Consider the following 21,944-nt stretch of genomic DNA (forward strand, 5'->3'; position numbering starts at 1 on the left):
TCAGTTTACTGGGCAGCCTTTTTTATGACAAAAAACTTCTCAAATTCCTACTTCAAAGCACTTGTAACGGGCTGTCCAATATTACCATTTGGTTCCAGAATTTTCAAGAGCATGGCAATGGTTGGAGCAATGTCAGAAATGTATGTTTTATTCAAATTCTCGCCTTTGTTTATACCCCATCCAAAAAACAACAATGGCACGTGGGTGTCGTAAGCATACATAGTTCCGTGGGTAGTACCTTTAGTGTAACCCGAAAGCCAGCCTGGCTCAACCAGTAGCATGACTTCGCCACTCCGTTTTGGGTTGTAAATATTGGTAAGTTTGTCTCTGTAATATAAAGGAATCTCATTTACGTCTCCTTCAGAAAGGTTTATAACATTATAAATACCTTCAACAGTGGCGAATTCAGCCTTTAGAACTTCAGTAACCTGGTCGATGGTGATATTTTTTTGAGCCAACAATGATTTATTCAAATAAAGCTGATAGTTATCTTGGTTTAGTACATATTTGCCTTCTCCAAATTTAGCTACTAAAGCAGCCTCTGCTTTTTTCTCCAATTCGCCTCCCAGAAAAAGTCCTGCTGGAACATTATGTTTTTTCAAAAAAGCTGGAATCTCCGCCACACCATGGTCAGCAGAAAGGAAAACTGTGTAATTTCCTATTCCCAATTTTTTGTCCAAATGGAGTAACAACTCTTCCATGTTTTTGTCTAATCTCAGATAAACATCCTCAATTTCTTTTGATTGAGCTCCAAATGCATGACCCGCATAATCTGGTGTAGAAAAACTCACCGTCAAGAAATCAGTTTCTTTTCCCATTCCAATTTTTTCTGAATCAATGGCGGCTATTGCGAAGTTTTTGGTTAGTTCATTCCCAAAATACGTTTGGGCCAAACTCCCCATCGTAACTTTATGAGGAAAAACTGCCTTTTGTTCTCCTGAAATATTTGCCTCATAAGGTTGGTCGTCGTCTTCTGTTTCAGTATAATTTGCCAAGGGCTGCAATGGCTCCCACATTTTTGTGATATACTGTTGAGGCAGTTTTTTATCGTTGAAAGTCTTTACCCAATCTGGCAAAGTTTTCTGATAATAGTCACTCGTAATCCAGTTTCCGCTACCAGCATCGTACCAATACGCCAAACCTGTATGGCCAGCGGGTAAGATGGCTCCCCTATCTTTAAAAGCAATTCCGATTACTTTTGATTTAAACTGCGTCGCTATTCGGAGCTGATCAGTTATCGAGGTCACTTTCATGTTTCGAGGTGACATTTTTCCAGCCGAAGCACTTCCAGCTCCAACTACGTTGACTGTAGAATCAGCCACTACATACATGCTTGCTGAGGTATTTTTTTCAAACCATTCGTTACCCACTATACCACTAATAGCAGGCGATGAACCATTAAATATATGTGCGTGACCAGGGCCAGTAACTGTGGATGCATAATGATAATGATTGTTTCGGCAGTTATAGCCTTCGTTCATCATTCGTTTGAAGCCTCCTGTTGAGTATTTTGAATAAAAGCGATAAAGGTAATCGTAACGCATTTGATCCACTACTATGCCGACCACCAATTTAGGTTTTTCTGATTTAGGTTTTTGAGAAAACGCAATTGCAGAAAACAAAAGTAAAAAACTTAATAATTTCAATTTCATTTGTATTAATTTTCAACAAAAATAGGTTTTTATTTTAGACCCAAAAACAATTTAAGATTAAGTGTGTTTTAAAATAGATAAAAGCAGAAAATGGAGATAGCAATTAAAATAGGAATAATTCTGGGTGTTTTTCTTTTGATGGAAGGAGTGGCTTGGTTTGCTCACAAGTATATCATGCACGGCTTTGGTTGGACATGGCACGAAGACCACCACAACATGCACAAAGGTTTTTTCGAAAAAAACGATTATTATGCATTGGTTTTTACTCCAATAGCCATCTTTTGTATAGTTTATGGAGATTTAAATGCAGAATACTGGTATCTCTTTCACATAGGTTTAGGCATTACCCTTTACGGGCTTTTCTACTTTATATTTCATGACCTGATCGTACATCGAAGGCTAAAATTCAAGTTTGCTACCAAAAGTAAATACATGAAACGCATCATGTATGCTCACTATGTTCACCACAAAACGCACACCAAAGAAGGTGCGGAGGCTTTTGGTTTTCTTTATGCACCCAAAAAATACGAAAAGAAATCCTAATTGTGATTTTTGGAAAAATTATTGGCTAATTCTGATAAATTCATCTTTGGTCTGACTTCTTTGGGATATATTTTAAAAATAGGCTGTGTAAATAGTTAAATTGCGACTTGAACCTTCAAAGCGATTTATGTTTTCTCATATCACCAAAGATTTTTTTGGTAACAAGCAGAGTTTTTCCATTGGTCTTATTTTTATTTCTGTAGGGCTACTATTTGGCAATTGGGCCACTTTTATACCTTTTGTAAAAACCAAATTTGACCTTGACGATGCCCAGTTAGGGCTGCTTTTGCTCAGCTTGCCTTTTGGTGCTTTAGCTATGAATCCAGTGGCAGCCACTTTGGTGAGGAGAATCGGCATGCAAAAGACCTCTGTTTATGGCATTGGCTTTATGTTGCTGGCATTCAGTCTTTTGTTAAACGCCCCAACGGTTTATTTCCAATCTTTTTTCCTTTTTCTGTGTGGTTGCGGCATTTCTATCACCAACGTGGGCATGAATACCTGTGTTGGAGCCATTGAACACCACTTCGATATAAAAATAATGAGCACTTGCCACGGTATGTTTAGCTTGGGACTTATGTTTGGGTCTATTTGCTCAAGCTTATTTGGCGGCATGGGCTTATTGCCAGGTATTTACATGAGCATAGTGGGTGCATTATTGTTTTTGGTTCTGCTTTTTGCACAAAAGAATATTTTCCTAATCAAAGAAGAAATACATGAGATAATTACTGAAAAATCGAAGTTTTCGTTTCCAAAAGGAAGTTTTTTGTTGATGATAGTCATCGGTTTGTGCGTCAACATTACCGAGGGAACTATGGCCGATTGGTCAGCAGTTTTCATGAGGGCTGTTGTGAAAACCTCCACTTATTTTGAAGGTTGGGGAATGGCGGGCTACTCTCTTTTCATGGCTTTGGGAAGACTCATTGGAGATAAAATCATACCGAGATTCGGGGCTAACAAAATACTATTTTATGGCGGAATATTGAGTATTGTAGGCATCTTAGTAGTAATAACACTACCCTATACTTTTTCAGCAATTGTAGGTTTTGCACTTGTTGGAGCAGGTGTTTCATGCGGAGCACCCATACTTTATGCCAGTGCATCAAGAGTTCCAAATATGGCCAAAGGCTCTGGATTGGCCATCATGAACACATTCGCCATGGGTGGCTTTCTTTTCGGCCCAGTTTTGATAGGATTTATCTCAAAAGCCACCACACTTTCTATTGCTTTTGGTTTTATTGCTTCTTTAGGTATTGTTTGGGTGATTCAGAGTAAAAGGGTCAAACTTTTCTAAGCATTCAACACCGTGTAAGCCTTCTCATAACCTTCTTTTATGATGGCTTTTATGACATCTATGTCAAAATCTGTCAGCTTGATATTTACAGAAACATCTGGCCTGATGACGGTGAGCTTTATTTTTTTATTGAAACTAAAGCCTGCTACAGATACCAAATTTTGGTTATAATGTTCTGCCCATTCCAAGTCATTGTTTTCTAGCTGATTTACTGAAATATCTTTTATACGCTCAATTAAAGTAAGTAAACTGCGGTAGTTGATGGGTTCCATTTCACGCTTTCTGGGATGAGTGGCTATGGCATAAATCTCTGTGGCTCCATCTGCGATGGCCTTTTTCAAAGGCACCACCTCTCTTATACCTCCATCCAAATACACTTCTTTGTTGTCGTTGCCTATCTGTATACCTGGCATAATGATGGGCAAAGAACTACTTGCTCTGAGAAAATCTAAAAAATGTTGTTCAAGAGGGTCTGCGTAGTGCATTTCGCCTGTATGAACATTCACAGCTCCAACTTTCAAAGCTATTGGGCTTCTTCTCAAAACGGTCAAATCTAAATACTTTTTGAGTTTTTCGTGAAGTGGGTTGGTATCTAAAAGTCCATCGAACCTACTCATTAATGTGTCGATTCCCAATGTCCATTTAGACTTTAAAATTCCGATATCAGATGGTTTGGTGATATTTTCTAACCAAAACTGTAGCAGTTTCTTATTTACTAAATCCCAGTTGATTTCTTGATTGGCCTTGAATTGAAGTCCGGCTTCATTTACCATAAAAGAGGCATTGAGTGCCCCAGCAGATATGCCATAAATCATGTCAGGCTTAAAGCCAGTCTCTAAAACTGCTTGAATTGCCCCAACTTGCCATGCACCTTTCAATGAGCCTCCACCCAATACCAATGCTTTCATGTGAAATTATATATTTTCACCAAAAATAGAACAGAAACTATGACTTTTCGAAATTATTTGTGAATAAAACCTATACTGACATGAAAACCGTCTGCCTTTAAATTGAACAATTTAGGCGAATTACTCGGCCCAATATTTTGCAAAGAATAAGATTTTATACTTTTTTCGTAACGTAAATCAAAGAAAAACAACCCAAACTCGAAACCTAAACCTACATTAAAATTCATAATAGGTCTGTTGAAAAACTGATTATTGAGTTTTTCTTTGGCAATAAATTCTGAAAGAGCATCCTTCATTTCGTTGTTGAGTTTGTAGGCAAAATTTACAGTTGGGCCGAAAAAGACACGAGATTTATTAGAGCGAATACCAATCAAAAGTGGCATATCCAAAGAGGAGAATGAACCGTTCACACGCTTATATAAACTCCCATCGGTTTTTAGCAAATCAAACTTCCCAGCTTTAGAGGAATACATCAATTCTGGCTGAATAAAAAACGAACCTCTAACAAATCTGGCAAAGACCCCGCCACTGTAGCCCGTCCCAAAAAGTTTGTTGTTAACAAACTGATTTTTGACAATTTTGCCGTTTTGATCTAAAACAGGCAGACCACTTGGGCCAACTTGATCAATGGTATTCTCGTTGATGGTATATTTTCCACGGCTCCCTCCTACTCTAGCTCCCCAAGAAAATCTCCATTTGTCACGACGATATTCTTCTGAATAACTCATGGTGTCAAAAACGATGGGTTTTACCTTCAAGCTGGTATCTATGGGCATATTTGCGGTGTCAGGTTTGGTTATTTGAGCCATTCCAAACGTGCCTATGAAAACAAAAAAAACAAGAAATAATTTATGCATATTGGGTGAAATTTCGGAAAAATCATAGCAAAAACTGAGCCAAAGGATATGTTTATGCTAGATTATCATAGTAGTTAGTCTACAAATACAAATGGGTTTATTTTCTTCGTTGGTAATCTTTATATCCCACACGTGGGTTTTTGCACCCACATGAATGGCCGTCACTTTACCATAAACCCAACCAGTTTTTACAGCTCTCAGGTGATTCGCATTAATTTCTAAACCGACGGCCTTTTGTTGTTCGGGGTTCTGTAAACACAACATAGACGCTAAGCTACCGATGGTTTCGGCTAAAACTACCGAAGCACCGCCGTGCAAAATCCCAAATGGCTGATGTGTGCGGCTATCCACTGGCATGCGGGCAATTATAAAATCGTCGCCAAGCTCTGTAAATTCAATTCCAATATGTCCTGGAAGTGTGTTTTTTCCAAAAGCATTGAGGCTTTCTAAATCAAAATTTTTATTAAACATGGTATTCTATGTAAATTTGTCAAAAATATCTAAAAAGAAGGGAAATATACTTATGTCAAAAAAAGAAATCTATTTAATCAGACACGGAGAAACGGACTACAACAAAAGAGGAATAGTGCAAGGAAGCGGAATAGATGCTGACCTCAATGAAACCGGCAGAAATCAAGCGGAGGCTTTTCATATAAAATATGGTGATATTCAATTCGAAAAAGTATACACTTCGGCCCTTATTCGCACACATCAAACAGTCGAAAAATTTATACAAAAAGGAATTCCACATGATATTTTACCAGAACTTAACGAAATAAGTTGGGGAGAAAAAGAAGGCCAAGAACCCACAACAGAAGACAATGCCTATTATGCCAATCTAACTAAAAGTTGGAGCGAAGGTAACATAAACTTAAAGCCAACGGGGGGAGAAAGTCCGGCTGAAGTGGCTGATAGACTGAAAGTTGGGCTTAAGAAAATCATTGAAAACTCCGAAGAAAAACTTATACTAGTAGCCATGCACGGACGAGCCATGCGGGTGTTGTTATCGCATATTTCAAATCTGCCTATTTCTGACATGGATACTTTTCCGCACCAAAACACCTGTTTGTATAAACTAGAATATTGCTATACAAAAGATACATTTGACATACTTTCAAGAAACGATGTGAGTCATTTGGAATAATTTCAAAAAAAACATAAAACCATATTTCCGCCTTTCGCCAATAAAAATCCCCGACAGTAAAGAAGATTCGATTTAAATTTTCATAATTTGTAGTTTTGAGAAAATATTTGATGAATGAATTTTAAGCAGTCGTATTGGCTATTTCAAATTTCGGGATGGACTTTATATACCCTTTCCGACTTCATCAACTATTTCCTGTTTTGGAATTTCAATTATGAAGAACTCGAAAACCTAGTTTTTAATTCTATCATAAACATTCTAGTGGGTATTTCGCTCACCCATTTGTTTAGGGTGGTTTTCAAAAAATACAATTGGATAAAACTCTCAATCCCTCAACTTATTATCAGAAGTTTTATTGGCATTTTGCTCATTACGTTTTTGTTTTATGCCATCAACATCAGTTTGGACGAAGACATCATTGATACCACTAAAAGTAATTGGCTACTTAGAGATATTGTGTATGTGGTCAATCTCAGCAAACCGATTCTAATTTGGGTTTTAGTTTATATTTTCTATGCATACACCAACGAACGCCGCATTGATGCCGTTGAACGTATAAAACTACAAACCTCCATTGAAGCCACCGAAGCCAAAATATTAAGGGCCCAAATCAACCCGCATTTTATGTTTAATGCCTTGAACAGCATCAGGGCTTTGGTATTGGAAGACCCCACCAAATCGCAAAAAGGTATTACTCAGTTGTCGAATATTTTGAGAAGTGCATTGGTGGCCGACAGGAAAACCACCATCTCGCTCAAAGAAGAGCTAAAAACCATTGAAGATTACCTAGAGTTGGAAAAAGTAAGATACGAAGAACGCTTACAAATCATGTGGGATGTAGACGTGAATACGCTCAATATCCAGGTGCCGCCCATGATGTTGCAAACTTTGGTAGAAAATGCCATCAAACATGGTGTACAAAAAGCACCTAGATGGGGTTATGTAGAAATAAACACCAGCAAAGTTTTTAATAATTTAGTAATCAAAATCAGGAATACGGGCGTTCTAAAAAATACGGAAAACGCGAACATTGATGGCGGATTTGGACTTAAAAATACAGAGAAACGTTTGCAATTGTTATACGGCAAAAATGCCTCTTTCGAAATTTATCAAGAAGATCACCAGACAGTTACTGCTGTCATAAAAATACCTCTAAGTATATGAAAACCATCATTATCGACGACGAAAGACTTGCAAGAAATGAGCTGAAGAGACTTTTGGAAGAATTCCCGAAAATCAATGTAGTGGCAGAGGCAGCCAATGCCGACGAAGCCATTGAACTCATTGACGAACACCAACCAGATTTGCTTTTTCTAGACATTCAGATGCCCGGTAAGAATGGATTTGAACTCTTGGAAATCATTGAGGACCGAGTTCCAGAAGTTATTTTCACTACGGCATACGACGAATACGCTCTTAAAGCATTCGAATACAATGCTTTAGATTACTTAATGAAACCAATTGACAGCAGTCGTTTGGCAGAGGCCATTGCAAAAGTTGAGGCCGAAATTAAGCGTTCAGAGAAACTTTCTTCAGACCCGAACGTGCAATATTTAACCGAAAACGACCAGGTTTTTGTAAAAGATGGAGAAAAATGTTGGTTTGTAAAACTCGGAAAAGTAAGACTTTTTGAGTCTATGGGAAATTACGTTAGGCTGCATTTTGAAGACCAAAAACCCATGATTTTGAAGTCTCTGAATAGTTTGGAAGAAAAACTTGACCCCAAAAGCTTCTTTAGAGCCAACCGCAAACACATCATAAACTTACAATGGGTAGAGAAAATAGAGCCCTGGTTTTCAGGTGGATTATTGGTAACCCTCAAAGGAGGTGAGAAAAGTACACCACTAGAAAAAATTGAAATATCTCGTCGCCAAGCCATAAAGTTCAAGGATTTAATGAGTTTATAATGCGAATTCTCATTGCCCCAGATTCATTCAAAGATTCGCTTTCTGCTCAAAAAGTAGCTGAAAGCTTAGCCGAAGGAATAAAAAACACTTTCCCAAAGGCTGAAATCACACTTTTGCCATTGGCAGATGGTGGGGAAGGGACTCTGGAGGCTATAAAAGGAAATTTGGACTATATCAAGTGCATGGCTTCTGATCCGCTTTTCAGAAAAATAGAAAGTAAATATCTTTGGGATGAAAAAACCAAAACTGCTTTTGTAGAAATGGCACAAATTTCGGGACTCGAACTTGTGACAGAAAGCGAGAGAAATCCATTAAAAACCACCACTTTAGGAACAGGCGAATTGATTGCTCATGCCCTGAAAAGAAACGTGAAAAAAGTTATACTTTTTGTGGGTGGCTCAGCCACCAATGACGGTGGCATAGGCATGGCAGCCGTTTTGGGCTATATATTCTTGGACAAAAATGGAAACACTTTGAATCCAAATGGCGAGAGTTTAAATGAAATTCACAGCATTGATTACCATCCTATATTTGACCTGTCAAAAACCGAATTTATCGTAGCCACAGATGTCACCAATCCCTTTTTCGGAGAAAATGGTGCCGCACACATTTATGCCAAACAAAAAGGTGCAAATCAAGAGCAAATTGAGTTTCTAGACAAAGGGTTAAAAAACCTAAATTCGATTTTTATAAGAACAAAAAACATTGATTTACAAAAAGTTGCAGGAAGTGGTGCAGCCGGCGGACTGGCGGGTGGAGCTTATGCGTTTCTTGGAGCAAAGGTAGTTTCAGCTGCCGAAGAAATCTTCAAAATATGTGATCTGCAGAGTAAAATTGAGCAATCAGATGTAATTATTTCTGGAGAAGGCAGAATAGATTCCCAAACTTGGAATGGAAAACTTATATCAAAACTTCTTGAAAATGCCAAACAGAAAAAAGTGATTTTAGTAGGTGGAACGGTTGAAACAGACTTAACTGACAATCCAAACATATTAAAAACGTATCAAATCAAAACACCAGAAATGTCCTTGGATTTTGCAAAGGCAAATGCTGGGGGGCTATTAGTCGATAAAGGATCTGAAATAGGAAGATTTTTAATTGATGTTATCATCTAATTTTGAAATAATCAGAGGAAATTTCACCAAAAAACCTTTATTTAGCTGAAAATTTACAACAGAACAAATATGAAATACCTTTGGGGCGTTGACTTGGGTGGCACCAAAATCGAATGTATCGTAATTGAGGCAGAATCGGGTGAAATCTTAATTAGAAAACGAATTGATACTGAAGCTGATAAAGGCTATAAACATATAATTTCGCAAATTGGACTGTTGATTGATCTCATAAGAGTCGAAACTGGCATAGACCCTAAAGCCATTGGATTTAGTACACCAGGAACACTTGACCCAGGCCTCCAAACCATGAAAAACTGCAATACGGTTTGTATGAATGGCCAGCCCATGAAAAAGGACTTAGAGGAATTGCTTAAAATCAGAATAGAAATGGCCAACGATGCCAACTGTTTTGCTTTGGCAGAGGCTACTATGGGTGCAGCCAAAGACCTCAACGCAGAAGTGGTTTTTGGAGTAATAATGGGGACCGGTGTTGGTGGAGGTGTAGTGGTCAATGGCAAAGTAATTGGAGGAAAACATGGAATCGGCGGCGAATGGGGTCATATAGTGTTAGATGTGGATGGCGAAGCTTGTTATTGTGGCAAAAGCGGTTGCAATGAAAAAGTATTCGCTGGACCAGCTTTGGAACGGTATTATGAAGGGCTTTCTGGTCAAAAATTGAGACTAAAAGAAATTTATCAAAGGCATCTCGATCACACCGACCCTCACGCTACGGCAACTATAGACCATTTGATGACATCATTTGCAAGAGCAATCAGTTCGATAATCAATGTGCTGGACCCAGATGTAATAGTTCTTGGAGGTGGCGTTAGTAACATCGACTTGCTCTATACTGAAGGCGTAAAACAAATAGAAAACTATATTTTCAATGACCGAAAAGTGGAAACGGTATTCTTAAAACCACTGCTTGGCGATAGTGCGGGGGTTTTTGGGGCTGCTGAATTGGTGAGGAATTAGAAATTGGTTACTGGAAATTAGTTAGATTTTAGTGCAAAAAATAATTATTTAAAAATAGAAAAATGGCTACTTGGTATCAAGCAAAAATAAAATTTATACAACAAGACGAAAAAGGGGGTACAAAACCCATCACCCAAGTTTACCTTTTTGATGCGGTATCTTACACCGATGCCGAAGCTAGAGCTTACGCATATTGTGCCGAAGAACTGCAAGAGTTTCAGTTGGTAGGATTAACCAAAATGAAGTTTAATGAGGTGTTTTTTATAGAAAATAACCAAGAACTTTGGTGGAAAGCACGAGCTCAATACATCGTTTTTGACGAAAAATCTCAAAAAGAAAAGAAAGTGCCTTTTGTGTTTTTGCTCAATGCACAAGACATCAAAGAAGTGTATGGTTTGATGGTTGAAAAACTAGGTTCTGTGCAGGATTATATCATTTCTGACATAAGTGTTACCAAAATATTGGACGTAATTCCTTACGAGGAAGTAGCCGAAGAGACTGAAGAAAAACCAATTCCGGCCAATCTCAAACCCTTGAGTGAGGTTATGGCAGGCTTAAGCGAAGAATAAAAATTATCTAACTCCAAGTAAAATACTTGGAGTTTTTTTTCTGAAAACATGCCTAGTTTATTAGAATTCAGCACATTAGCCATTTCGTTACCCGAAGTATGCATCGAGCCGCACTTTGAGAAAGTCTCTTTTAGAATAAAAAAGAAAATATTCGCCACGCTCAACGAAAAGGAAAATAGGGCAACGCTAAAATTTACGCCAGAGGAACAGGAAATGTTTTGTAAAATAAATCCAGAATCAATTTTCCCAGTACCCAACAAATGGGGTAAAATGGGATGGACCCATCTTAGGTATGAATTATTGTCTTCGGAAATTGTTGAAGAATTATTAAAAGTAGCTTATTATAATGTCTCCCCTCAAAATCTTAAAGACAAAATTCAGTTTAGGGAATTTTAAAAACTCCGCAAATCTTTGATGTAAGCCGTTCCGCCCAAAGCTCTCATTTGTCGCGTGATTTTCGGCACTCTTCTACTTACATAAGGCCCAGGTTTTGTTACAGACCATTTCCTAGGACTTGGCAACACCGCCGCAAGTTTAGCTGCTTGCTCTCGGCTTAGGTTTTTCGCAGATTTATCAAAATATCGTTGGGCAGCAGCTTCCGCACCAAAAGTATTCTTTCCCATTTCGGCAACGTTAACATATACTTCTAGTATACGTTGCTTGCCCCAAATTATTTCTATCAAAAAAGTAAAATAAACCTCCAGAGCCTTTCTAATATAACTTCTCTCTTGCCACAAAAAAACATTTTTGGCTACTTGCTGGCTAATAGTACTCGCTCCACGGACTTTTTTACCCTTCAAATTATTTTTGTAGGCAATCTGCATGTGCTTAAAGTCAAAACCAAAATGATCAGGAAAAAGCTGATCTTCAGCAGCCACAACTGCCAAGTGCATTTCTCGAGAAACATTATCATAAGACCGCCAAGCGTAATGAATCTCCGAATCCTCACCATCCATTAAAGAATCTACTTTCTGATCTAACATAGTCCAGGTAAAAGGAATGGGTACGAATTTAAAAACCGCCACACTTCCAACCGTAATTATCAAAAAATAAAAGACTGCCTTGTACAAGAGTTTCTTGATGTAAGAAAAAACAGGAACCTTTTTTGCTATTTTTGGGGTAGTTTTTGGGCTTGGTTTACGATAAGTGTTTTTTCCTGCCATCAGTATTATATTCCTTTAATTTTCACAAAAATATGCAAATAGATTTAAGAGATAAAAAAATAATTGTAACGGGTGCTTCAAGCGGTATCGGATTTGAAATAGCAAGAGCATTAATAGAGGCGGGTGCTACGGTGGCAATACATTATAATTCGAACCAAAAAGGGGCAGAAAAGCTCTTAAAGGAAGGCAATGCCTCAAAACTTTTCAAAGCAGATTTGAGCAATGAAAACGATACAAAGCTCTTTTTTGAGGCAGTAATGAGCTCTTTTATTAAGGTTGACATGATTGTGAACAATGTCGGAATCTTTGAGTATCACAGTATCGATGCAAACTCAAATGACTGGATGAACATTTGGCACAAAACCATGAACACCAACCTCCACTCAGTAGGCTTATTAACTCATTTAGGTCTACAACATTTCAAGGAGAGCAAAGCGGGCAGAATGGTATATGTAGCATCAAGGGCGGCATTCAGAGGCGAGACTGAAGATTACTTGGCCTATGCAGCTTCAAAAGGAGCCTTGGTGTCGCTCGGTAGAACTGTGGCAAGGTCATTTGGTCAATACAATATCAAATCTTTTATATTAGCACCAGGATTCACCAAAACACCAATGGCTGAAGACTACATAAGAACAAATGGTGAAGAAAGTATTCTGAAAGATGCGGCCTTAAAAGAACTTACATTACCAGAACATATATCTCCGGTTGTGGTTTTGATAGCTGCGGGTTTAATGGACCATGCTACTGGCAGCACAATTGATTTTAATGCTGGAAGCTATATTCACTAACAAAAATATTTTTAGCAAAAACTTCTTTCCTAAAAAACAGAGATCGAACAACAAAGGAAATAGAACTATACTATTTTTTAAAAATTTGTTCAATTGCCACGAATTCTAAAAGCGGATGTGTCTCAATCATCTCTTTTAAAGATTTTACATGGGCTGCTCCAATTATTATCAGCACACGCTTATCGTATGGATTTAATTTATGTAAGATATTCTGAAGAATTTTGGCATTTCGTAAATACTCCTTTGCTGTCAGTTCTGCTCCGATTCCGTTCGGATTTTGATCCATCCAAGCCGTTACATTCAAATAATGCAGAGAATTAAGAGAAGAAGCTTCGTTCATGGCCAAAAGATGTTTTTCTAAACTCAATTTACTCCATTCTTCGTTCTTCTTCAAATAAGTTTTAAACTCTTTATCTGCCAATGGATTTTCTTTAAAAAAACGCCCAATTTCAGGCTTTCGACTCTGAAGCATATTTGAATAAACAGTGTATATCGTATCCAAACCAGTTTTTGCTTGCTTTAGACCACCATTTTGCTCGGGAGGCGTGTAGTTTACGCAAATAACCCCAAACGGGTCATTGATTTGCTTGGCTAATTTAATTCCAATCTGAAACACTTCATTCACCAAAATAGAGGGATTCTTAGGCTCTAAACCTTTTCTGTAATCGGCATAAACACCGTCCCAAAGTCCTTGGGAATCGGGTGTGTTTTCTACAAAAATTTTGTTAGGATAAAACTTCGCCAAATCAGAAACCAACTCATTTATTTCTTTCATTCCCTTGCGAGACATAATATCCCTCCTAGAAATACTTGCATAATCTGAACTTTCCCCAAAATGGAAAGTACCCAAAACCGCCACTTGAATTCGGTTCTGCTGCTGTCCAACCGATATTTTCAAGGAAAGAAAAAATACAACAAGCCACCTGAGTGATTTCATAAAGTATCTAAAACAAAAAAGCTGCCAAAAGACAGCTTTTATATAATGAATTCTTAGTTTTTTATTATCCCACAGAACCTTCCAGCGAAATAGCAAGGAGTTTTTGAGCTTCAACCGCAAATTCCATTGGCAATTGATTCAAGACTTCTTTGGCATATCCATTGATAATTAAAGCAACTGCCGTTTCAGAATCTATACCACGTTGGTTGCAATAAAAAAGTTGATCTTCGCCGATTTTTGAAGTGGTAGCTTCGTGTTCCACTGTAGCCGTAGAGTTGTTGCACTCTATATACGGGAATGTATGGGCCCCACACCTATCTCCCAAAAGCATAGAATCGCACTGCGAATAATTTCTAGCGTTTGTAGCCCTTTTTGAAATCTCTACCAAGCCTCTGTAAGAGTTTTGACTTCTACCAGCGGAAATACCTTTTGAAACAATTCTACTTTTGGTATTTTTACCTAAGTGAATCATTTTTGTACCTGTATCTGCCTGTTGATAGTTGTTTGTAACAGCCACCGAATAAAACTCTCCTATTGAATTATCGCCTTTAAGAATTACCGAAGGATATTTCCAAGTCACAGCTGAGCCCGTTTCTACCTGCGTCCAAGATATCTTTGAATTGTCGCCAAAACAAATGCCTCTTTTTGTAACAAAATTATACACCCCACCCTTTCCTTCTTTATCTCCTGGATACCAGTTTTGAACAGTTGAGTATTTTACTTCGGCATTTTCGTGTGTGAAAATCTCTACAACTGCCGCATGCAATTGATTTTCGTCTCTACTTGGTGCCGTACACCCTTCCAAATAACTTACATAAGCACCTTCATCAGCGATGATAAGTGTTCTTTCAAACTGACCCGTTCCTGCCGCATTTATCCTGAAATAAGTAGAAAGCTCCATAGGACAACGTACGCCCTTTGGTATATAACAAAACGACCCGTCAGAAAAAACAGCTGAATTTAGAGCTGCATAAAAATTATCTTTTACTGGAACTACCGAACCTATGTACTTTTTGATAAGGTCTGGATAATTATGAACTGCTTCTGAAATTGAACAAAAAATTATGCCCATTTCTAATAGTTTTGAACGGAATGTCGTGGCTACAGAAACCGAATCAATCACTGCATCAACTGCCACACCACTCAAACGCTCTTGCTCTTTCAAAGATATTCCCAAACGTTCAAAAGTCCTGCGAAGCTCTGGATCTATGTCGTCTAAGCTGTCTATCGTAACTTTTTGTTTTGGGGCAGAATAGTATTTAATAGCCTGAAAATCAGGCTTTACATAATGTACATTTGGCCAAGTTGGTTCTGTCATTTTTAACCATTCCCTGTATGCTTGCAATCTCCATTCAAGCATCCATTCTGGTTCGTTCTTTTTGGCAGATATAAACCTAACAATATCTTCACTCAAGCCTGGAGGGGCTTCGTCAGCTTCAATGTCGGTATAAAAACCATATTTATAATCAGAGGTGGTTAACTCCTCCAACAAATCCATGTCTTTGCTCATCTAAAAAGATCGTTCAGTTTGTAATTCTAACACAAAATTAAGCAATTGTGTTCGGTTATTTAGAACAAATATTAATTAATGATTTTAATTAACTAATGAAAATGTAATGTTGGCTTGATATGTTTTGCCATTTAGAGTAACTTCTGTTTGACCAATAAATTGATTGTCATTGATACTAGAAATCAAGAATTTTGAATTTTCAAGCACATATCCTAAGAAAATAAACTTATCTATGGTAATGGCTTTGGGATCTTCAACTAGCGACCAATTGGCTTTTATAATTAAATCTGGGTCTTTTGAGGGGTCACATTTTGAGGCTCCTTCATTCAACTCGTATGTTTTGTTGGTATTCAAAACCAAAATATTGTCAGTAACACACGGGGGCTGGTTGGCCACCAAATTTATTGAAGTTTCTCCCAATTTTACCATTCCCTCAGTTACTTTCCATTTCTTTGAGGTGGTCCCTGTCAAATACTCCAAAGTAGTTTTTTCTACCGCCACCTCATCTTTCTTACAAGCAACCATCAAAATCAGACCAAAAAACAAAACCAATAATTTCTTCATTCTTATTTCACAATTTAAGTATTTCTAAAGCGGCATTTGCGGAAGCCTTGCTTGTTCCCAAAGTTTCGATTATGCCATTGTATTCAATTAACTGATTATCTCTAAATTTATTATCAAAAAGCAGTTTTTCAAGTTCATTTTTGGTGTTTTCTAAAGAATATTCTTCTTGGATGAGCTCTCTCACAACTTCTTTCTCTGCCACCAAATTTACCAGCGATATGTATTTGATTTGCACCAACCTTTTAGCTATTTGGTAACTAAAATTACTCGTTTTATAAACCACCACTTGAGGTACTTTAAAAAGAGCCGTTTCTAAAGTAGCTGTTCCAGAAGTAACTACAGCCGCATCGGCAACAGAAAGTAAGTCATAAGTTTGGTCAAGAACAACTTTAAAATCACCTCCATGAACTGTATAAAAGCCAGTCTCAAAATTCGAAATCCCTGCTACAACCCACTGTATATCAGCGTATTCTTTGGTAAGACTTGACATTAGACCCAACATATTCTCTATTTCCTGCTTTCTGCTTCCTGGCAACAAAGCCACAATCGGCTTGTCGGTGAGTCCATTATCTTCCTTAAAATTCTTATTTGCTTCAAATTTAGCAATTTCATCAAAAAGTGGATTGCCTACAAACCGTGTATTTATGCCGCATTTCTCAAAGAATGCTTTTTCGAATGGGAAAATGACCAGCAGTAAATCAACGTACTTTTTTATGGTTTCTGCCCTTGAAGCCCTCCAAGCCCAAGCTTTGGGAGCAATGTAATATACCACGTTAAAACCTTCTTTTTTAGCCCATTTGGCTAACTTCAGATTAAAACCTGCATAATCTACCAAAATAACCATATCGGGATTGAAGTCCTTAATTTGCTTTTTGGCTAATTTGAAAAAGCCTAATATGGCTGGGAGGTTTTTGATAACCTCCCAAAAACCCATAAAAGCAAGCTCTCTATAATTTTTTAGGATTTTTACGCCAGCACCTTCCATCTTTTCTCCGCCCCAACCTATCATTTCAGCATCTGGCTGTGATTTTAACAATTCCAGACATAGATTGCCCGCATGCATATCTCCAGACTTTTCGCCAGCTACAATAAAATATTTCATGAGAAATACTTATTTACCATAATATTCCACGAAATGGTTGTCGGTTTCGGTCAGTTTGATTTTACACAAGTCCACCCCATGATTGTTTTTTAATATAGGCTGCAAAATCTTCCAAATGGCTATCGCAAAATTCTCGGTACTGGGTAGTTGTCCTGCCAAAAATTCTACGTCCTCGTTAAGATAAGTATGATCTACTTTATCAATAATATGCTCACGCATTACATCACGGAGTATCTTTAAGTCAATTACAAAACCTGTATCTTCCTCCACTTCTCCCTCTACAGACACAAAAAGTTCCCAATTGTGACCATGTACACGAGAGCATGGTCCAAATATCTCAAAGTTCTTTTCTTTACTCCATTTCGGATTATAAAGTCTATGTGCTGCATTAAAAGTCTCTCTTCTAGTGACCTGAATCATCCTTATAAGTATTGTTCACAGTGCAAAATTACCATCAAAATCTTAAAATAATATTAAAAATCAGCTTTTATTCCAGCTGTCATCCATCTTCCGGGCAATTGCACAAAGCCATGCTCAAAATATGTCTTGTCAAAAACATTGTTGGCGTCAACAAAAAGAGCGATTTTGCCTATTTGTTGTGACAGCCTAACATCCAACAAATTAACCTTCGGATAAGCCAGCATAGGCGATGCCGCATCCCACTGATAATTGCCCGAGCGGTTTTTGTGCGTGTACCAAATGGCCAAACTTAGACTTTTAATGGGCTGCAAAAATAGTCCCGCTGAAAACTTGTGCTTTAGATAGTTAAGCGTATAAAAAGACTGAAACACTTGTTCATTTCTGTCAGCTTTAAGAAAAGCATAGTTAAAAGTTAGTTTTTTCAGAAACTTCACATAGCTTTCCAATAAAAGATTCTGATTCAGTTCGATACCAAGCATATTTATGTCATCAATATTTTCCATAGTCGGCACAGCCAAGGTTGGTCTTTTTACCTTGTCAATGGCATCAGTAGTTTTTCTATAAAACACCGAAACCACACTCGAATATACTTTTGATTGATATTTATAACCCAGCTCAAAGCTCATCGCTTTCTCTGGTTTCAGGTTTGGGTCGGCTTTTACAGTAGAGGTATTGAGATATAACTCTGTAAATGTGGGATATCTCAATGAGCGATTGGCTGAGGCATAAAACGTGGTGTTTGAATTAGAAAAATAACTTATATCTATTCCAGGATAAAAAGCTAAACCAAATTGAGAGTTATAGTTAGCCAATGTACCCGCTGATAGACTAAACCTATCCCACTTTTTTTGGTGTTCTCCAAAAAAACTTAAATTGTCTCTAGTCTTTGATTTGTTATAGAAAACATTGGGATACAATTCAGCATCAACGATTTCAGGCTCTGAAAGATTATCTCCCAAACGATTGGAAAGTACTTTTTCTTGCCGATATTCTGCACCAAAAGCGGTTTGACCCAACTTGTTATCTAATTTAAATTTCCATTCGGCATCTAAAACTGAAGTTTTATGAAAATTTACTGAGCTAAACTTTTTACTGCCCAAATAATCATCAAAGTCATACAAATCATGGTGTGTTCTTTGATTTACTATCAAAATCCCACTCAGTTTTCTGTTAAACCTATGTTTCCAAGCCAGATTAACCAATCGGCTGTCCACTTCCTCGTACTGTTTATAGAACTTTGGGTGATAAAAATTAGATGCTCCAAATTGGTTAGTCATTGCTCCAAGATTCAGATCCAATGAACCCTTGCCATAAATCCGACCCAACGCTGCCGCAATAGTTTGTTTCTTGAATGCCGTATTTGTGAGGTAACCGTCACTATCTATATGCTCCAACGAAACCGAAGCCGTATTTTGCTTGAAAATAAGACCTGTGCTTAGACCGGCGTTCTTTGAACCAAAAGAACCTATTCCCAAATTAGCCGAAACCGAGTTTTTACTTATTTTCTTCGTAATAATATTGATGACTCCTGAAAAGGCACTTGGCCCAAAAACACGAGAGGTACCGCCTTGTAATATCTCGATTCTGTCAATCATCGAAAAAGGAACGGGAATATTTAAACTGTGATGCCCAGTTTGAGGGTCATTAACTTTTACGCCATCCACCAAAATCAGAGTTTGGTCATAATGCCCACCTCTAATACTAATGTCTGCCTGCACTCCAAAAGCCGAACGTGACCTAACATCTACATTTAGAGCATATTGCAAAACACCATCCAAGGTTTTTACTGGAGAATTTTCTATTGTTTTACGGTCGATTATTGTGATATTTCGACCCGTATTTTTAATCTCGGTATTAATGATATTGGCTGTAACACTCAATTCTGACAAATCAATGGCAGAGGAATCTTGTGAAAACGAAACTTTGAAAACGAAAAAAAGAATTATGGTTAAATGAAATTTCATTCAATTGGAAATTTGGTAAAAAAATATTTTGAGAAAGCGTTGAACTATCTCACCAAATTTTCTTCGTCCACAGGTTTTTTCGCTATTACCCTGAAATCCACCTTCCCGGCATCATTACGAGGAATGGAAAGTGAAAAAACAATCTTGTTGGGCAGTTTGTCTTTTGTGATTTTTTTAAGCAGAAAATCTTGTAATTCAGATTTAGAAATTTCTTGTTTTACAACAACAATGAGCTCAAGTATATGTGATTTATGCTTATTTGCCACCAAAACCGCCTCTTTCACAAAAGGGTGCAGAAGAGCTGCATTCTCTATTTCTTCGGCAAAAATATTGAGCCCTCTCCTATTGAACATACGGCCTTGACGGCCAAGAATACATAGACGGCCTGCGGCATCAAGAAAACCAAAATCGAAAACGGTCCTGATGTTTCTGTATTCAGGAGAAATATATAGACTTTCTACAAATATCTTGTCTTCTTTGATTTCAATTTCAACTCCCGGAAAAGCTTTCCCTACAGTAGTTGGATGTGCTACAATATCCTCATTTTGAGCATAAGAAACATGTCCCAACTCTGCAGCACCATAATATTCAGTAAGCAAAATATTGGGAATTGAATCTAAAACTGACTTAGCCAGTTTAGCATCTAATTTTTCACCTGCAGACACCAATGACTTTAACCTTATTCTCGCCGAAGAGTCGCTAGAGAAAAGTAATCGAATGTGCGAAGGCACCAAAAAAGCCGATGTAACTCCTTGGACTTTAAATATGTTTGACCAATTAGAAGCTTCGATGAGTTTACCCAAAACTACTGTTGCACCAAGCCATAGCGTATGCAAGACGGTGTTGAGATTGGCCGAATAAGCCAATGCATCTAACACGAAAACTCTATCTTCCTCTGAAACGCCGAAGACCGTAGATTGGTGAGAAAAAGCCGTAAACCAGGATTGATGGTCCTTCCATATCAACTTAGTTTGGCCCGTACTGCCCGAACTCAAAACGCCTAAAAAATATTCACTTTTTGACGGCGAATAAAAGGATTGAATGACTCTTTCAGAATCAGGAATAAAATCTATTATTGTGCAGTTATGAATAACTGAAATACTGTTTTTCTGCTCATCTGAAAGATTTTTACCCCCAAAAATAGCTTTTCCACCAACAGCTATAATGGCAAAGAAATTATAAAGATTCTCTAGCTCAGAAGAATGACAAAGAAGAAAACTCTCTTTCTTATTTTCAAAAAAGCCAGCTCTTTTTTTTGAAATGGTCAAAATATCTCCGAAGGTAATAGACTTACCATCAGCCAATATGGCTACTTTTTCAGGATCAACATTTTGTATTTTTTCGAAAAACATTTTAGATATTTTCTATCAAAACCGCGGTAGCTTGTCCACCTGCCGCAGGAATCACAGCCAAGCCGTACTTTAGTTTTTTAAACTTCAAACTTGCAATCAGATGAATCAAGTTTACGGCTCCCGATGCTCCAAAAGGATGACCGTAAGCCAGACTCCCCCCCAAAACATTGATTTTGGACTTTTCTACTCCAAAAACTTTTGCAAAAATAAGGGGTATTAGAGCAAATGATTCATTTATTTCGAAAAGATCTACATCATCTATTTTGATTTTTGAAGAGTCAAAAAGCTTTTTTGTGGCAAAAATTACTCCTTCTGGGGCAAAATCCGGATGAATGCCAACGGAAGTTGTTGCTATAATTCGAGCTAAAGGTTTAAGTTTTTCTTGGGCATTTCCCATCAAAACACAGGCTGCGGCATCGTTGTAATGGGCCGATACCGTCCTGTCTATCAAATGATTGGTTGCCAACTTAAATAAATCAATTTCATGTCTAATAGATTGATCCTTGTGGCTTTTAGATATTTTTTCAATAAATGGCTCAAGAATTCCATTTTCTTTAGCGAAAAAAGCTTTGTGGTGAGACAAGTTCGCCCAAACAAGCATTTGTTCTTTCGTTATTTCATATTTTAATGCCACATTCTTAGCTGCCTCCAAAAGCGGAAAATCTCCAACTTGATTTGGGCTAAATTTGGCTGTTGTGAAGAATTCTTGGTTTGATTCAAAACGCTCATCATGAGATTGATAAGCTTTCTTTGGAGCCAATGACTTGCTTTCCATTCCACCAGCAATGAGTAATTTTCGAGCAGCAGATTTTATCAAGGAAGCACCTATTTCCACCGATTTTAAGCCTCCAGAGCATTGAGAATCTATTGTAAAAGCCGAGATACTTTCGTCCAAACCTGATGAAAGAGAGGCATATCGAGCCATATTTCCACCCGTTCCAAAAGCATTGGACAGAATAACTTCTTCGATTTCATTATTACTGAGATTATTTCTAATCAACAATTTCTGAATTAAAAATGCGGCTAAATTTTCAGGAAGGATATTTTTGTAAATGCCGTTGGCTTTACCAATGGGCACTCTTATGGCATCGTATATGTAAACTGCGTCTTCGATTTGCTTTTTTTGTGCAATTTAGGATTTTTTGGGGTTTCGATGATATTTCAAATTCAAAAATTTTAAAAC

General features: G+C 37.6%; 23 protein-coding genes. 10 read left to right on the top strand and 13 right to left on the bottom strand.

What is annotated here, in order from left to right:
- Window positions 1-47 precede the first annotated feature (47 nt).
- Window positions 48-1,652 (bottom strand): alkaline phosphatase PafA, encoded by a 1,605-nt coding sequence (gene pafA, locus EGI26_RS00940; protein WP_255075732.1) that lies wholly within the window; start codon window positions 1,650-1,652, stop codon window positions 48-50.
- 90 nt (window positions 1,653-1,742) lie between these two features.
- Between pafA and EGI26_RS00945 the strand changes: the two genes are divergently transcribed.
- The gene (locus EGI26_RS00945; protein ID WP_255075734.1) at window positions 1,743-2,195 is read left to right on the top strand and encodes a beta-carotene hydroxylase; all 453 of its coding nucleotides are present in this window, start codon (window positions 1,743-1,745) and stop codon (window positions 2,193-2,195) included.
- 127 nt (window positions 2,196-2,322) lie between these two features.
- Window positions 2,323-3,486, top strand: a complete 1,164-nt coding sequence (locus tag EGI26_RS00950; RefSeq protein ID WP_255075735.1) for an MFS transporter — start codon at window positions 2,323-2,325, stop codon at window positions 3,484-3,486.
- Here the strand turns inward: EGI26_RS00950 and EGI26_RS00955 are convergent.
- The 3 genes from EGI26_RS00955 to EGI26_RS00965 are packed head-to-tail and all read right to left on the bottom strand — an operon-like array spanning window position 3,483 to window position 5,722.
- The gene (locus tag EGI26_RS00955; protein ID WP_255075738.1) at window positions 3,483-4,394 is read right to left on the bottom strand and encodes a patatin-like phospholipase family protein; all 912 of its coding nucleotides are present in this window, start codon (window positions 4,392-4,394) and stop codon (window positions 3,483-3,485) included. The two genes, EGI26_RS00950 and EGI26_RS00955, sit on opposite strands and share 4 nt — an antisense overlap.
- Before the next feature lie 53 nt (window positions 4,395-4,447).
- Window positions 4,448-5,251 carry an outer membrane beta-barrel protein gene (locus EGI26_RS00960; RefSeq protein WP_255075739.1) on the bottom strand — a complete coding sequence of 268 codons (804 nt, stop codon included), beginning with the start codon at window positions 5,249-5,251 and terminating at the stop codon, window positions 4,448-4,450.
- A 57-nt stretch (window positions 5,252-5,308) separates the two neighbouring features.
- Window positions 5,309-5,722 (bottom strand): hotdog fold thioesterase, encoded by a 414-nt coding sequence (locus EGI26_RS00965; RefSeq protein WP_255075740.1) that lies wholly within the window; start codon window positions 5,720-5,722, stop codon window positions 5,309-5,311.
- Window positions 5,723-5,774: 52 nt separating this feature from the next.
- Here EGI26_RS00965 and EGI26_RS00970 point away from each other — a divergent pair, with 52 nt between their 5' ends.
- The 7 genes from EGI26_RS00970 to EGI26_RS01000 all read left to right on the top strand — a co-directional run bounded on the left by EGI26_RS00970 (window position 5,775) and on the right by EGI26_RS01000 (window position 11,357).
- Window positions 5,775-6,395, top strand: coding sequence for a histidine phosphatase family protein (locus tag EGI26_RS00970; RefSeq protein WP_255075741.1), 621 nt, complete (start codon window positions 5,775-5,777; stop codon window positions 6,393-6,395).
- Window positions 6,396-6,509: 114 nt separating this feature from the next.
- Entirely contained in the window at window positions 6,510-7,559 is a 1,050-nt protein-coding gene (locus tag EGI26_RS00975) for a sensor histidine kinase (RefSeq protein ID WP_255075742.1), read from the top strand.
- Window positions 7,556-8,302 carry a LytTR family DNA-binding domain-containing protein gene (locus EGI26_RS00980; RefSeq protein WP_255049267.1) on the top strand — a complete coding sequence of 249 codons (747 nt, stop codon included), beginning with the start codon at window positions 7,556-7,558 and terminating at the stop codon, window positions 8,300-8,302. The genes EGI26_RS00975 and EGI26_RS00980 overlap by 4 nt, the downstream gene beginning before the upstream one ends.
- Window positions 8,302-9,417 (top strand): glycerate kinase, encoded by a 1,116-nt coding sequence (locus EGI26_RS00985; protein ID WP_255075743.1) that lies wholly within the window; start codon window positions 8,302-8,304, stop codon window positions 9,415-9,417. The genes EGI26_RS00980 and EGI26_RS00985 overlap by 1 nt, the downstream gene beginning before the upstream one ends.
- A 69-nt stretch (window positions 9,418-9,486) precedes the next feature.
- A complete protein-coding gene (locus tag EGI26_RS00990; protein ID WP_255075745.1) occupies window positions 9,487-10,392 on the top strand; it encodes an ROK family protein in 906 nt (301 codons plus the stop codon).
- A gap of 62 nt (window positions 10,393-10,454) precedes the next feature.
- Complete coding sequence (locus tag EGI26_RS00995) at window positions 10,455-10,961, top strand: DUF4494 domain-containing protein (RefSeq protein WP_255075746.1); 507 nt, start codon at window positions 10,455-10,457, stop codon at window positions 10,959-10,961.
- Between the two features lie 48 nt (window positions 10,962-11,009).
- Window positions 11,010-11,357, top strand: coding sequence for an MmcQ/YjbR family DNA-binding protein (locus EGI26_RS01000; RefSeq protein WP_255075747.1), 348 nt, complete (start codon window positions 11,010-11,012; stop codon window positions 11,355-11,357).
- On the opposite strand, the gene mtgA is transcribed toward EGI26_RS01000, so the two are convergent.
- Complete coding sequence (mtgA, locus tag EGI26_RS01005; RefSeq protein WP_255075748.1) at window positions 11,354-12,124, bottom strand: monofunctional biosynthetic peptidoglycan transglycosylase; 771 nt, start codon at window positions 12,122-12,124, stop codon at window positions 11,354-11,356. The genes EGI26_RS01000 and mtgA overlap by 4 nt on opposite strands.
- Window positions 12,125-12,156: 32 nt before the next feature.
- On the opposite strand from mtgA, the gene EGI26_RS01010 reads away from it, so the two are divergent.
- Window positions 12,157-12,912, top strand: a complete 756-nt coding sequence (locus EGI26_RS01010; RefSeq protein ID WP_255075750.1) for an SDR family NAD(P)-dependent oxidoreductase — start codon at window positions 12,157-12,159, stop codon at window positions 12,910-12,912.
- A gap of 70 nt (window positions 12,913-12,982) precedes the next feature.
- Here EGI26_RS01010 and EGI26_RS01015 read toward each other — a convergent pair whose 3' ends face one another.
- The 8 genes from EGI26_RS01015 to EGI26_RS01050 form a co-directional block, all read right to left on the bottom strand.
- Window positions 12,983-13,849 (bottom strand): DUF5694 domain-containing protein, encoded by an 867-nt coding sequence (locus EGI26_RS01015; RefSeq protein WP_255075751.1) that lies wholly within the window; start codon window positions 13,847-13,849, stop codon window positions 12,983-12,985.
- A 64-nt stretch (window positions 13,850-13,913) separates the two neighbouring features.
- Window positions 13,914-15,359, bottom strand: coding sequence for a Fe-S cluster assembly protein SufB (gene sufB, locus EGI26_RS01020; RefSeq protein WP_255075752.1), 1,446 nt, complete (start codon window positions 15,357-15,359; stop codon window positions 13,914-13,916).
- Between the two features lie 84 nt (window positions 15,360-15,443).
- Complete coding sequence (locus EGI26_RS01025; protein ID WP_255075754.1) at window positions 15,444-15,923, bottom strand: hypothetical protein; 480 nt, start codon at window positions 15,921-15,923, stop codon at window positions 15,444-15,446.
- Between the two features lie 7 nt (window positions 15,924-15,930).
- Entirely contained in the window at window positions 15,931-17,025 is a 1,095-nt protein-coding gene (lpxB, locus tag EGI26_RS01030; protein ID WP_255075755.1) for a lipid-A-disaccharide synthase, read from the bottom strand.
- Between the two features lie 9 nt (window positions 17,026-17,034).
- On the bottom strand, window positions 17,035-17,445 hold the full coding sequence (locus EGI26_RS01035) for a 6-carboxytetrahydropterin synthase (RefSeq protein WP_255075756.1): 411 nt from the start codon (window positions 17,443-17,445) through the stop codon (window positions 17,035-17,037).
- A 53-nt stretch (window positions 17,446-17,498) separates the two neighbouring features.
- Entirely contained in the window at window positions 17,499-19,409 is a 1,911-nt protein-coding gene (locus EGI26_RS01040) for a TonB-dependent siderophore receptor (RefSeq protein ID WP_255075757.1), read from the bottom strand.
- A 44-nt stretch (window positions 19,410-19,453) separates the two neighbouring features.
- Window positions 19,454-20,761: an AMP-binding protein gene (locus EGI26_RS01045; RefSeq protein ID WP_255075758.1), complete on the bottom strand. Its 1,308-nt coding sequence runs from the start codon at window positions 20,759-20,761 to the stop codon at window positions 19,454-19,456.
- A gap of 1 nt (window position 20,762) precedes the next feature.
- Window positions 20,763-21,893 carry a thiolase family protein gene (locus tag EGI26_RS01050; RefSeq protein ID WP_310587924.1) on the bottom strand — a complete coding sequence of 377 codons (1,131 nt, stop codon included), beginning with the start codon at window positions 21,891-21,893 and terminating at the stop codon, window positions 20,763-20,765.
- Between the last annotated feature and the right edge of the window lie 51 nt (window positions 21,894-21,944).

The sequence above is a fragment of the Lacihabitans sp. CCS-44 genome, assembly GCF_024343735.1.
GTDB lineage: Bacteria > Bacteroidota > Bacteroidia > Cytophagales > Spirosomataceae > Leadbetterella.